At 60.4% G+C, this 12,637-nt stretch carries 8 protein-coding genes and 4 pseudogenes; 6 read left to right on the top strand and 6 right to left on the bottom strand.

Annotation, left to right across the window (positions count from 1 at the left end; translation table 11 throughout):
- Positions 1-26: 26 nt before the first annotated feature.
- Positions 27-1,183: pseudogene (locus ACEPAJ_RS09665) on the bottom strand (PLP-dependent aminotransferase family protein).
- Between the two features lie 94 nt (positions 1,184-1,277).
- Between ACEPAJ_RS09665 and ACEPAJ_RS09660 the strand changes: the two are divergent.
- From ACEPAJ_RS09660 to ACEPAJ_RS09650, 3 genes and pseudogenes are all read left to right on the top strand, one after another.
- A pseudogene (locus ACEPAJ_RS09660) lies at positions 1,278-1,711 on the top strand (MarR family winged helix-turn-helix transcriptional regulator).
- Positions 1,712-1,882: 171 nt separating this feature from the next.
- Positions 1,883-2,494 carry a LysE family translocator gene (locus ACEPAJ_RS09655; protein ID WP_425914662.1) on the top strand — a complete coding sequence of 204 codons (612 nt, stop codon included), beginning with the start codon at positions 1,883-1,885 and terminating at the stop codon, positions 2,492-2,494.
- Positions 2,494-3,690, top strand: a complete 1,197-nt coding sequence (locus ACEPAJ_RS09650; protein WP_425914661.1) for a benzoate/H(+) symporter BenE family transporter — start codon at positions 2,494-2,496, stop codon at positions 3,688-3,690. The genes ACEPAJ_RS09655 and ACEPAJ_RS09650 overlap by 1 nt, the downstream gene beginning before the upstream one ends.
- 87 nt (positions 3,691-3,777) lie before the next feature.
- Here the strand turns inward: ACEPAJ_RS09650 and ACEPAJ_RS09645 are convergent, their stop codons facing one another.
- Entirely contained in the window at positions 3,778-4,671 is an 894-nt protein-coding gene (locus ACEPAJ_RS09645; RefSeq protein WP_425914660.1) for a LysR family transcriptional regulator, read from the bottom strand.
- 124 nt (positions 4,672-4,795) lie between these two features.
- Between ACEPAJ_RS09645 and ACEPAJ_RS09640 the strand changes: the two are divergent.
- Positions 4,796-5,991: pseudogene (locus ACEPAJ_RS09640) on the top strand (MFS transporter).
- A 26-nt stretch (positions 5,992-6,017) separates the two neighbouring features.
- Positions 6,018-6,584 carry a cyclophilin-like fold protein gene (locus tag ACEPAJ_RS09635; RefSeq protein ID WP_425914659.1) on the top strand — a complete coding sequence of 189 codons (567 nt, stop codon included), beginning with the start codon at positions 6,018-6,020 and terminating at the stop codon, positions 6,582-6,584.
- Between the two features lie 49 nt (positions 6,585-6,633).
- On the opposite strand, the gene ACEPAJ_RS09630 is transcribed toward ACEPAJ_RS09635, so the two are convergent.
- Positions 6,634-7,566: a LysR family transcriptional regulator gene (locus ACEPAJ_RS09630; RefSeq protein WP_425914658.1), complete on the bottom strand. Its 933-nt coding sequence runs from the start codon at positions 7,564-7,566 to the stop codon at positions 6,634-6,636.
- A gap of 108 nt (positions 7,567-7,674) precedes the next feature.
- Between ACEPAJ_RS09630 and ACEPAJ_RS09625 the strand changes: the two are divergent.
- Positions 7,675-8,864, top strand: a pseudogene (locus tag ACEPAJ_RS09625) (MFS transporter).
- 304 nt (positions 8,865-9,168) lie between these two features.
- On the opposite strand, the gene ACEPAJ_RS09620 reads toward ACEPAJ_RS09625, so the two are convergent.
- The 3 genes from ACEPAJ_RS09620 to ACEPAJ_RS09610 all read right to left on the bottom strand — a co-directional run bounded on the left by ACEPAJ_RS09620 (position 9,169) and on the right by ACEPAJ_RS09610 (position 12,424).
- A complete protein-coding gene (locus tag ACEPAJ_RS09620; RefSeq protein ID WP_425914657.1) occupies positions 9,169-10,506 on the bottom strand; it encodes a DUF2254 domain-containing protein in 1,338 nt (445 codons plus the stop codon).
- A gap of 148 nt (positions 10,507-10,654) precedes the next feature.
- Entirely contained in the window at positions 10,655-11,869 is a 1,215-nt protein-coding gene (locus ACEPAJ_RS09615; protein WP_425914656.1) for a DesA family fatty acid desaturase, read from the bottom strand.
- Positions 11,870-11,911: 42 nt separating this feature from the next.
- Positions 11,912-12,424: a TlpA family protein disulfide reductase gene (locus ACEPAJ_RS09610; RefSeq protein ID WP_425914655.1), complete on the bottom strand. Its 513-nt coding sequence runs from the start codon at positions 12,422-12,424 to the stop codon at positions 11,912-11,914.
- Positions 12,425-12,637 lie beyond the last annotated feature (213 nt).

Genomic DNA, 12,637 nt, shown 5'->3' with positions numbered 1-12,637 from the left:
ACCCTCCTCTGACTAAACCTGTTCAGCTAGCGTGCTTGCGCCTCACGGATCACGGCGGCCAAGCGTTTGAGACCTTCACTCAGGCGCTCCGGTGCCACGTGGCTGAAGTTCAGTCGCAGATGGCCAGGGTGAGCGTCGGGATCGATAAAGAAGGGTTCGCCCGGCATAAACGCCACGTTTTGCGCCAATGCAGGGGCCAGCAGCGTGCGCGTGTCCAGCGGCTGCTTGAGGGTTAGCCAGAAAAACAGCCCACCCTGGGGGATCTGCCAGTCGGCCAAGTCAGTGAAATGCTCTTGCAGAACGGCCTGCATGGCATCACGACGGAGACGATAAAAATCGCGCAGTTCGGCCAAATGGCCACGGTATTTCTCGCTGCCCAGCCATTGCAGCGCCTGCCACTGGCCGATGCGGTTGGTGTGCAGATCCGCCGACTGCTTGAGGCGCAGCAAATAGGGGTACAGATCCGGCGTGGCGATCAGATAGCCGATGCGCAGCCCCGGCAGCAGGGTTTTCGACACGGTGCCGGTGTAGATCCAGCTGGCCTTCTTTAGGCGGCTGACAATCGGCGTGGCGCTGCCGTCATCGAACACCAGCTCGCGGTACGGCTCATCTTCAATCAAGGGCACGCCAAACTCGTCGAGCAAGGCGGCGACGGCATCGCGCTTGGCTTCGCTGTAGCGCACGGCCGAGGGTTCTGGAAGGTTGGGATCAGATAGGCAAACGCAGGCTTGTGATCCTGCAACCGCTGACGCAACGCCTCCAGCTGCGGGCCATCGGACTCCTGCGGCACGGCGATGCAGTCAGCACCGAACAGCTGGAAGGCTTGCAGCGCGGCGAGGTAGGTCGGCGCTTCAAGCAGCACTTCGGTACCCGGATCGATAAACAGCTTGCTGGCCAAATCCAGCGTTTGCTGCGAGCCGCTGACAATTAACACCTGGCTGGCATCGCAAGGTACGCCTAGGGCACGCGCCTCGGCGGCAATCGCCTCACGCAACGCCGGCTCGCCTTCACTGGTGCCGTACTGGCCCATGCTTGCTGGCATCGCGTCCCACTCGACCTTCGGCAGCATCGGCTCGGCGGGCAAGCCGCCGGCAAACGACATCACTTCCGGGCGCTGCGCCGCCGCCAGAATTTCACGAATAAGGGAGCTTTTCAGGCGGGCAACACGTTCGGAGAAGGCCATGGATACACCGGTAGCAAAGGCAAATAAAAATAGGTCAAACTGTTTGACTGAAATTACGCCGACCACCGCATATACGTCAATAGGCTTGACCTTAATGATTGACTTCAAAAGCACAGCCACTCAGCAAATTGCTATGGAAGCCTTTTTCTCCGGTTATCAGGCATTTACCGCCAAAGCCGATGAAATGCTGGCGCGCCGCGGCTTGTCGCGGGTGCATCACCGCATCCTGTTTTTTATCGCCAAGTACCCAGGCTTGAGCATGAAAGAACTGCTGGCTTATCTGGGCGTCAGCAAGCAGGCCTTGAATACCCGCTGCGTCAGTTACTGGAAATGGGCTTAGTGCAGAGCCTTACGGCCGCGGATGACAAACGCAAACGTCTGCTCGGCTTTACCGCCGAAGGCACCAAGCTGGAAAAAGCCCTGCGCCGCGAGCAAACCAAGCTGCTACAGCGCGTGCTGAATGAGGCGGGTGAGACGGCCGTCAGTGGTTGGTTGCAGGTAAACCAAACGCTGGGCAACAGTCGGTAATAGGCGGCGTGCAATAGCGCAGCAGTTAGCTGCTGCTGAGTAACCCACTAACTGTACCGTCGCCACAGATAAGCGCAGCAAAACTGTACCGCTCATTGCCTGCATCGCTGTACCGCGACGCTCTGCCTCTGTGTCCCTAGGCTGTTAAGCACTGCCTATGAGTGCTGCGCCATGACCCTCGAACTGTTGATTGCCTTTGTTGCGTTTGCCTTTGTCACGTCCGTGACACCTGGGCCCAACAACACCATGCTGCTTGCCTCTGGGGCTAATTTCGGCCTGCGACGCACCCTGCCGCACATGCTGGGCATTAGCCTGGGCCTGATGCTGCTGGTGCTATCGGTCGGGCTAGGGCTCGGTCAGTTATTCGAGCAAGTACCCGTGCTGTACAGCGTGCTGCGTTATGTCGGCGCGGCGTACCTGCTTTATCTAGCCTGGAAAATCGCCAATGCCGGCGCGCCGAACAGTCAAGCCTCGGCCAGCGGCAAACCCTTCAGTTTTCTCCAGGCCGCCGCCTTTCAGTGGGTCAACCCCAAGGCCTGGATTATGGCGATCGGGGCGATCACCACCTACACCCCGCAGGAAAATTTCGTGACCAATGTGCTGCTGATTTCAGCACTTTTTGCGGTGGTCAATAGCCCGACCATGAGCGTCTGGACTGTTCTCGGCAGCTTGTTGCGCAACTGGCTGCAGGATGCGCGGCGGTTACGCCTATTTAATATCGGTATGGCGCTGCTGTTGGTGGCGTCGCTTTATCCCATCTTCGCTGACACCGGACTGCTCTGATGCACGACCTGCCGCAACCCCGCCTCCGGCCGCTGGCCGACACGTCCACCTCGGCAGTCGTCGCCGGTTTTATTGCCATGCTCACCGGTTACACCAGCTCACTCGTGCTGATGTTCCAGGCCGGCCAAGCCGCCGGGCTGACGGATGGCCAGATCTCCTCATGGATCTGGTCGCTGTCGATTGGCATGGCGATCTGCTGCATTGGCCTGTCGCTGCGCTACCGCGCGCCGATCATGATTGCCTGGTCTACGCCGGGGGCCGCCTTGCTGATCACCAGCCTGCCGGGTGTGCCGTATGGCGAAGCCATTGGTGCCTACATCCTGGCCTCTGGGTTGATCGTGCTGATCGGCCTGACGGGCACCTTCGACCGCATCATGCGGCGCATTCCCGGTTCCCTGGCGGCCGCCCTGCTGGCCGGGGTGCTGTTCAAAATCGGCCTGGAAATCTGCGTGGCCGCCGAACAACAACCGGTGCTGGTGGTGGCCATGCTGCTCGCCTACCTGCTGGGCAAACGCCTGCTGCCGCGTTATGCGGTACTCGCCGCGCTGATTGTAGGCAGCGTGTTGGCGGGGGTCTTGGGCTTGCTGAATTTCGAACAGTTCGAGTTACAGTTGGCCGTACCGGAATGGACCACGCCACGCTTCTCCCTGGCTGCGGCCATCAGTATCGGTATTCCGCTGTTTATCGTTGCCATGGCCTCGCAGAACCTGCCGGGCATGGCCGTGCTGCGCGCCAATGGCTATGACGTACCGGCCAGCCCATTGCTGACCACCACCGGGCTGACGTCAATGCTGCTGGCCCCATTCGGTAGCCACGGCATCCACATGGCCGCCATTAGCGCGGCCATCTGCGCCGGCCCGGAAGCCCACGAAGACCCGAAAAAACGCTACACCGCCGCCATCTGGTGCGGGGTGTTCTACGGCATCGCCGGGATCTTCGGCGCCACCCTCGCCGCACTATTTAGCGCCCTGCCGAAAGCCCTGATCCTGTCCATCGCCGCGCTGGCGCTGTTCGCCTCGATCATCGGCGGTTTGACCCAAGCCATGAGCGAGCCGAAAGAACGCGAAGCGGCGCTGATCACCTTTTTGGTGACGGCCTCGGGCATGACGTTGTTTTCAGTGGGTTCGGCCTTCTGGGGCATCGTCGCCGGCTTGCTGACCCTGGTCATTCTCAACTGGGGCAAGCAGGACGCGTGAGCACATTGCCCACAAGACGCCCCTAGCGCCCGACAGCAAGCCCCACCGATTAAGTCTGCCTTTACCTGGGGCCGCTAAGCGCGGCCCCTAGCGCCCTTCACGCAGTGCACTGGATACCAGCGAAAATGCGGGCGAGGGTTGCCGCCTGCTGGGGTAATACAAGTAGTAGCCGGCGAACGGAGGGCACCAGTCTTCTAATACGCGCATCAGCCTGCCTTCCTGAAGATGGGGTTCAAACTCCTCCTCGGGTAAATAGGCAACGCCCAGCCCTGCCAATGCCGCATCCACTATGTGCACCGAGGTATTGAAGGTGAGCTGTCCGGTTACGCGAACGTTCACCTGCTTGCCGCGGCGCTCAAAGTCCCACACGTATAGCCCGCCGGATGTCTGCATGCGCTGGTTGATACAGCAATGGTCCATTAAGTCGTGCGGCTTTTTGGGAATGGTGCGGGAGGCAAAGTAAGCCGGCGTGGCGACGGCCGCCATCCGTAAGGGCGGGCCTATGGGCACTGCGATCATGTCTTTGTCGATGGTGTCGCCCAACCGCACGCCTGCATCAAAGCGATCCGCCACGATATCCCGGAAGCCGTAATTGACGTCGAACTCGATTTCGATGTCCGGGTATTCGCGCAACAAAGGCGTGAGCTTGGGCATCAGGGTTTTGCGCAGCACGTGATCGCCGCAGGTGATGCGTACAGTCCCCGCCGGCTTGTCGCGCAATTGCGTCAGCTCATCCAGTTCCGCTTCAATTTCATCAAAGCGATGGCCGATGGCCTGCAGCAGCCGCTCGCCCGCGATCGTCGGCGAGACGCTGCGCGTGGTGCGTGTCAGCAACCTGATCTGCAGGCGGGCTTCCAGGCCGCTGATGGCCTGGCTTAACGCCGATTGGCTGATGCCCAAGATCGAGGCGGCGCGGGTAAAACTGCCTTCACGCGCCACGGTCACGAAGGACTGCAGATCGTTGAGGTTTCTTCTGACCATATACCGACGCCTTGCAGCTTATTAATTAGCTCAACTTATAGCCTTATTAAGCATTGATTAGCTAGTCAGCACAAATGGCTTGCCTCACCATTCGCGGCATAAATTTGAATCAAGGTGAGGCTCGATGGCCGCTGTTTTTCCACTCGCTGAGGCACATGAGCAACCCGCTTGCTGGAGCGGGGTCTTTGCCATGACGCTTTGCGTTTTCGCGCTGATCGCATCGGAATTCATGCCCGTCAGCCTGCTGACACCGATAGCTGTTGATCTGCATGTCAGCGAAGGGCTCGTAGGCCAAGGCATCGCCATTTCCGGAGCCTTCGCGGTACTGACCAGCTTGTCGATTGCGAAGCTGGCTGGCGCCCTCAACCGCAAGAAGCTGTTGCTGGCGCTGACCGGTTTGATGGCGCTATCCGGCGCTGTGGTCGCGATGGCGCCAAACTACCTGACCTACATGGTCGGCCGCGCACTCATCGGCGTGGTCATCGGTGGTTTTTGGTCCATGTCCGTTGCAACGGCCATGCGTCTGGTGCCTGCCAACCAAGTGCCCAAAGCCTTGGCCATCTTCAACGGCGGTAACGCATTGGCGACGGTAATTGCCGCACCACTGGGCAGCTATTTGGGGGGCTCATGGGCTGGCGCGGCGCCTTTTTCTGCCTGGTACCGGTCGCGGCGATTGCCTTTATATGGCTATGGATCAGCCTGCCAAGCATGCAGGCGGGTGAGCGCACACCGGGCGCTGCAAATGTCTTCACGCTGTTAAAGCACCGTGCCGTGGCACTGGGCATGGCCGGATGCGCCGCCTTCTTCATGGGGCAGTTCACGCTGTTCACGTACCTGCGGCCGTACCTCGAAACCGTGACACAGGTTGACGTAACCACGCTGTCGCTGATCTTGCTGGTGATTGGCGCGGCAGGCTTCATCGGCACCCTGATTATCGGTGCGTTGTTGCGGCGCGGGCTGTTTCGAACACTCGTCACCATTCCCTTACTGATGGCCGGGATCGCCTTGGCGCTGATCCCCTTCGGCAGCTCGGTCTTAGCCGTTGCGGTGCTGCTCGGTCTATGGGGGCTGGTGGCTACCGCTGCGCCCGTTGGCTGGTGGAGCTGGATTGCCCAAGCCCTGCCTAAAAATGCTGAGGCCGGCGGCGGCCTGATGGTGGCCGTGATTCAGTTGGCCATCGCGCTGGGCTCTACCGTTGGCGGTTTACTGTTCGACAATCGCGGCTACCAGAGCACATTCCTGGCGAGCGCCGCCGTGCTTGTGCTTGCAGCGCTGCTTACTTTTTTAACCTCACGCGCCGCAATGCCTCGAGCGGCCTGAGCCGCGCGCGAGAACGGAGACGCGTCATGACCCTGATCGGCTGCAGCGCCCTGCTTCGAGATCTGCGCCCATTCGCGTCGGTAATTGGCCAGCGCCGATTCTCAGCCCTGAGGGGCCTGCGCTGGCGGGGATTACTGTATGCCATGCTGTTACTCGGCGGTTGCGAAGCCCACTCACACCCTGCATCTGGCTCACTTGAAACAGCTGCGCTAAATGCCGCATCGGCGGCGTTGATACCGGAGAAACCCCGCATGTTTATGAACGTCGGCGAGCATCGGTTCGCCATCACGCTGACCGACTCTGCGAGCGCCCGTGCATTTGCGGCGCTGCTACCGCTGACGTTGGAGATGAGCGATCTCAACCGCAATGAGAAATTCGCCAGCCTTCCTCAGGCGCTGCCCACTGATGCCAGCATTGCGGGAACGCTGCACAATGGCGACCTCATGTTGTATGGCGCCGACACGCTGGTGGTTTTCTACCTGCGCTTTAACTCGTCGTACGCCTATACGCGGCTCGGTCGTGTGGACGACCCCGCTGGCCTGTCTCAGGCGCTAGGTTCGCGGGATGTGCGGGTGGTGTTTTCTAACCACTAACGGCTGCGCATGGGTAGATTCACACCAATGAATAACGTCATTCTTCTACTCACGCGGCCGGCCAGCGGCGCCCCGCAGGGGTGAGATTCGCCCCAAGGTAGGCGATCAAAGCACTGACCTTGGGCATCGCCTCGCGGCTCTTGAGCCATACCAGATTCATGGGCTGCCCTTCAGTGGACAGGTGTGGCAGAACTTCTATCAAGCTGCCATCGTTCAAATGCGCCTGAACCAGCCATGTAGGCAGCTGGGCGATGCCCAACCCGGCCAGCACGGCCATCACCTCCCCTTCACCGTCACCGACGGCGATATGCGGGTGCATGATCCTGCGCTCCATATCACCCGGTTGACGCCCTTTGAAATACCACGGGATCGCCATGCCATCGTTTTGTCCGTAACCCACACACAGGTGTCCGTCCAGGTCCGACTCTGATTGGGGCATCCCGTAACGGCGGAGGTAATCCGGCGAGGCGCAGAAAATCAGTTTAGGCGTGCCGAAAAACTGATGCCCAAGAGAGGCAGGCCATGCACCCGAGCCGCCAATCCTGACAACGATATCGATACCCTCGTGTACCGGATCGACGTAACGATCGGAAAACGACACATGCGGCGATAACCGTGGGTGCTCTTTGACGAAATCAAGAATGAGCGGCAGTACATGCAGCCGCCCATATGACGCCGGTAAATCAATGCGTACCTTGCCGTGCGGCTCGGTCTGAGTGGCGGTCAGCGCGACCTCAACCTCTTCCAGATCGGCAAGCACCGTCGTGCAGGTGCGGTAGAAGGTCTCCCCTGCTTCGGTGAGCGACACGCGACGCGTGGTGCGCTGAAACAAACGGATGCCCAGGCGCGCCTCGAGGCGCCCAATGCTCTTGCTCACCGCGGAGCTGGTCAGGTGCAAGCGCTCAGCCGCGGCGGTAAAGCTGCCCAGATCGGCCACGATGACGAAAACATCGATGCCTTTTAAGCGCTCAGAAGAAAACATTGCAGCCCCAATTGATGAATTAAATTCCAATCACTTGGTAAAAACCAACCAAGATCAAACAGTATTTCTCCAATAGGCTATGTGAAAACCTATTTGGAGTTAAGTGTCATGCATTCCTCATCTGTCGCAGACGCGACGCTGTCCCCTGCCGAAACGTCGCGCTCAGGGCTGCAGATCCTGATCATGGCAGTCGCAGCCTTCATTATCGTCACCACCGAATTTCTGATTGTCGGTCTACTGCCTGCGTTATCGCGAGAGCTGAACATCTCTATCGCCTTGGCTGGCCAGGTCGTCACTCTGTTCGCCTTTACCGTAATGGTGTTCGGGCCGCTACTCACCGCTAAGCTGGCGCATGTGGAGCGCAAGAAACTCTTCACATTGATCCTCATGGTATTCGCCGCGTCCAACGTGCTGGCGGCGGTCGCCACTAACATCTGGGTGTTGGCCCTGGCGCGCTTCATCCCGGCTCTGGCGCTGCCCGTTTTTTGGGGTACGGCCAGCGAGACGGCCGGGCAACTCGCGGGCCCGGGTCAATCAGGCAAGGCTGTCGGGCGCGTCTACCTGGGCATTACCGCCGCCCTGGTGTTCGGCGTACCGCTCGGGACCCTGGCCGCTGATTCGGTCGGCTGGCGAGGCAGCTTCTGGATACTCGCTGCGATCTCGCTGCTGATTGGTGTGCTGATGCACGTGGTGATGCCTAAGCTGCCGGTGTCCGCCAGCTCGCACCCTGACAACAAGCAAACGGCGATATTAGGCCAACCGCGCTTCCTGGCTCATTTGCTGTTGTCGATCCTGACCTTCACCGCGTTGTTCACCGCTTACACCTATTTAGCCGACATCCTTGAGCGCCTGGGCAACATTCCGGCTGGCCAGGTGGGCTGGTGGTTAATGGGCTTCGGCGCGGTCGGCATGCTCGGTAATCACCTGGCTGGCAGCATGGTCGACCGCAGGCCACTGGCCGCCATGGTGCTGTTTTTAGTGCTGGCGGGCGCCGGTATGCTCGCCGCTGTTCCGCTGGCCCCCATCACATTGGGCTGGTGGTTGCACTGGTGGCGTGGGGGATTGGCTATACGGCGCTGTTCGTGGTCTGCCAAGTGCGGGTCATGCAGGCCGGGGAGCAGGCTCAAGCCTTGGCCGCAACCATGAACATTTCCGCCGCCAACGCGGGCATCGGTTTGGGCGCGATTCTTGGCGGTATCGGCATTGAACGCTACGGCCTGGGATCGATCGGCATCATCGCTGCCTTGATAGCCGCTTTGGCAATCGTCGTCGCGCTACTGTTGATGCGTCGCCAGTAATCACCTCGGCGGCAACCGTCCGAAAGGTTGCCGCCATTCGCGAGCCTAGAGACCGCGATCAGGCTGCAACTCCGGCGCCGTACTTCGGGCTGGCACACGCCTCACACAAGATGATGCCAATCACTGCACCTAGGCCGAACTACCGTGCCACCACCTGCAGTCACCAAAGTGGTGATGATCGGTCGCTTAGCCCTTTATCACAGGGCACAAAAGGCCAGAAACAGCCATCTGGCGTCCACGAATGCTGGGGCGATTCACGTGCCCGGCTCGCAGTGAGCAGTTAACGGTGAGACACATTGTTGCCTCAGCGGCAAACATTGCGCAGCGCAAGCGTCGCCGCGGCGAAGCGCACCTCAACGGCGAGCACATCTTCCGCTTCCGGCACGGCTTCTCGCGCCCCTTTTACGATCATGCCGGCCTGGCGCTGAAGGCATTTCGCCTGCTGCTGGGAGCTCAGGTGACCTGCGATCTGGGCGATGGCATCGAGCATGCGGATTGCCACGGCCGGGTTCGATCGAGCGCTTTGCCTGATCTGGTTGAAAGCCGTATCAACAATGCCGGCAAAAGTCGCCCCCGTAGCGACCAGCCGCAGCTGCCCGTGACTGTCGAATCGATAGGGCGATGGCATGTCGCGCTGGGCTAGGCGGCACAGGGCCGATTCCAGCCGATCCACGCAGGCGACCGCCGTGAAGGGGTCGTTGATACCCGGTGACAACGCCCGCAAGCCGATCTCGACCAACTGCTGAAGAGAGAACTCGACATCCTGGGCGGCGCTGCGCTGGTTCCCCAGCACGAAGGCGGCGTTTAATTTGTCCACAAGGGTTTCAGTGACTCGATCCCCAGGCCAGACCATCAGTATGGTCCTGCCCTTGGCGAGGTAGTGACCAGGCCGGCGCTCCAGCCGCAGCAGCAGATCTTCTTTGCAGGCTAACGCCATTAGAGCGTCAGCATCGATCATCTGGATATAGCCGTCTTTAAGGGCAGCCACAGGGCATGCCTGGCGTTCGAACTCCGCTGGCAGGTTAACCTCGCTTGGCGCTTTTGAGGCGTCGGCTCCAGGGTTGCCAAGGTCAGCGGGAAACAACCTGTTGATACCCTCATCGAGTTCCTGGCCGACCCGAGCCACGACCTGATCCGCCTGTATCGAGACCGAGATGTGGTGGATGAAGTAGATCAGCACCCCAACGCTGACAATGGCCAGCAATACGCCGATGCTAACGGAGAGATGAGGCACGAATGCCACCTCGTCAGCGCGCCGGATGGTGCGTAGCACGAGCAGGCAGTACAAAAACGTGGCCACGAAGGTGCCCAGCACCACCTGGTTGGCGGTATCGCGCATGAAGTTGCGCAGCAGGCGCGGGCCCAACTGAGACGAGGCGAGCGACAGCGCCACCAGTGTCATCGAGAACACCGTCCCGGCGATGGCGATCATCGACCCCGCCACGGTGCTCAGTAGCATGCTGGCACCCTCGGCACCACCCGAGTAACTCCAGCCCAATAGCCGTAGCCAGTCGTTAGGAACGGTCTCGTCGATACCGATGGCGCACAAGGCCAGTGCCACGGCCAGGAACGCCATGGTCGCTGGCACGAACCATAAACTGGATCTAAGTCGATACCAGTACTTCTGCAGCAACGTTTTCACGGCGCCTCACTTCCACTCGTCAGCCTCGAACTAAGCGCCCAAACAGGCACTGAACAGGCCCTCTGTAAGGTGTAAGTTCTCGAACCGAAGCTGGCTTTTCGTCCCTCTACATCGGTCCAAGCCTTGCTTTCAGCGTGGGCGCTGCATCTCACGCGCGGACCGCCCGCAGCATCGCCGCGAACTCGTGTAGTGTCTTGCTACCGCTGGCCTCGGCTGTCTTCAGCCAAGCCTGTAAGTCGGCTACACGTTGTGCGCCGGATGCGTCCGAGGGTGCCCACAGCGGTCGCAGTTGTTCGCGCATCGTGACCAGTTCGGTTAGTACCTGGCTTTGTTGAATCGCGCTCGACGCCTGCCGCTGCCGGGCGGTCGGCATATGGCGCACGTCCCGGTGCAGCCAGCGCCGCGCGCGGCGCAAGTTCGCAAGCTCGACTGAGTGGCCTTGCGCACGCAACCGCAACCATTCGGCAAGGGCCGCGCGGTGCATGCGCCTTGCATAATTCGCCATCAGTTCGTAGCGGTTCGCGATGATCGCGTTCAGCATGGTTGCATCCGCCACCGGCCGCGCCGAGCCGAGCAACAACTGCGGCGGGCCGCGGCGTACAGTGGCCAGCCCGAGCATTTCGAGGCCGCGGATGTAGGCCCAACCGAGGTCGAACTCATAGCGTCGTACCGACAGCTTCGCCGACGTCGGATAGGTGTGATGGTTGTTGTGCAACTCCTCGCCGCCGATCAGGATGCCCCACGGCACGATATTGCGGCTGGCGTCGGTGAGCTCGAAGTTGCGATAGCCCCACCAGTGGCCGATACCGTTGATGATCCCTGCGGCGGTGATCGGGATCCAGAGCATCTGCACCGCCCAGACGGTTGCGCCGATCGCCCCAAATGCAAGCAGATTGATCACCAGCATCAGGCCGACGCCGTACAAGCTGTGCGGCGTATAGAGTTTTCGCTCGATCCAGTCGTTGGGCGTGCCGGCTCCGTACTGGTCGAGCATCTGGCGGTCCTTCGCGGCGGCCACATACAGCTCGCGACCGCGCAGCAACACGACCGAGATGCCGCGGGTTTGGGGGCTGTGCGGGTCTTCGGGCGTTTCGCAGGCGGCGTGGTGCTTTCTATGCACCGCCACCCATTCGCGCGTCACGATACCGGTGGTGAGCCAGAGCCAGCACCTGAAAAAATGTGCAGCCAGCGGTCGCAGTTCGACCGAGCGATGCGCCTGGCTGCGGTGCAGAAAGAGGGTGACCGCAGCGATCGTGATGTGCGTTGCCACCAGCGTATAGATGACGATCTGCCAACCGCTGAAACCGCTAAGGCCATGCGCAAGCCAGTTCAATAAAACGTCTTGCAGTTCGCCTATGTGCATTGGGATGTCTCCATGAATGGCGTGTGGTCTGCAGGCGCCGCACTAATGAGTAGAGCCGACTGCCATTTCCACCTCGCGGATTTTGGCCTCATCCGGCGCGCCCTCGACGCGGGCGATGACCGTGCCTTGCGCGTCGAGCACGAATACAAACGCCCTGGCACTGTCGCGCGGGATATTCAAAGCGCTTTCTAGGCTCGACTCGCTCAAGATCCACGTCTGGTCTTGGTAGCGCGCCGGGATCTTTTCCTTAGCCCGGCCGATCGCGTCTTCCTCGCTCATAAAGAACGGCAGGTCGATTGCCAGCACGTCTCTGATACGCACTTGGGTCTGGTCGATGTTTTTGCGCAGCGCTTTGGCCCACAGGCGGGTGTGCTTAGCGGCATCCGTGCTTGGCGTGACGATCAGGATCGTCGGTTGACCGATCAACTGGGCGGCGCTGACTTTTTCCCCAGTCAGCGCGGTCGCCGTGAATTCGGGGATAGGGCTGTTCGAGAGCTGCGCCCAGGCGTTGACGGGCGACAGCAGTGCAAGTGTGAGCGTGATAACTGTTTTCATGGCAGTGGTCCTTAACGGTCGACTGCTCTGCGCAGTAGCTAATCAAGCATGAGCCTAAGCGGGGCCTGCGAGGGTTGTCGGTACGGCAACACACACAACTTCTGCGCAACGATTGCTCATTGAGGCCCGCCTCGGGCGGTATCAACTCACTAGGCAGCACTGTGAAACTGAATCGCCCCGGCTTATCAGGACATCTCAGCAGCTGATCTCACC

This window comes from Pseudomonas sp. GWSMS-1 (assembly GCF_049847425.1).
In the GTDB taxonomy this organism is placed as follows: Bacteria; Pseudomonadota; Gammaproteobacteria; order Pseudomonadales; family Pseudomonadaceae; genus Aquipseudomonas.
The sequence above is the reverse complement of the archived record's forward strand: the minus strand, read 5'-3'. Positions and strand labels throughout refer to the sequence as shown.

Bases quoted from the DNA above. Each gene is read 5' to 3' on its own strand.
- ACEPAJ_RS09655 (WP_425914662.1), top strand. From the start codon at position 1,883: ATGACCCTCGAACTGTTGATTGCCTTTGTTGCGTTTGCCTTTGTCACG.
- ACEPAJ_RS09650 (WP_425914661.1), top strand. From the start codon at position 2,494: ATGCACGACCTGCCGCAACCCCGCCTCCGGCCGCTGGCCGACACGTCC.
- ACEPAJ_RS09645 (WP_425914660.1), bottom strand. From the start codon at position 4,671: ATGGTCAGAAGAAACCTCAACGATCTGCAGTCCTTCGTGACCGTGGCG.
- ACEPAJ_RS09635 (WP_425914659.1), top strand. From the start codon at position 6,018: ATGACCCTGATCGGCTGCAGCGCCCTGCTTCGAGATCTGCGCCCATTC.
- ACEPAJ_RS09630 (WP_425914658.1), bottom strand. From the start codon at position 7,566: ATGTTTTCTTCTGAGCGCTTAAAAGGCATCGATGTTTTCGTCATCGTG.
- ACEPAJ_RS09615 (WP_425914656.1), bottom strand. From the start codon at position 11,869: ATGCACATAGGCGAACTGCAAGACGTTTTATTGAACTGGCTTGCGCAT.
- ACEPAJ_RS09610 (WP_425914655.1), bottom strand. From the start codon at position 12,424: ATGAAAACAGTTATCACGCTCACACTTGCACTGCTGTCGCCCGTCAAC.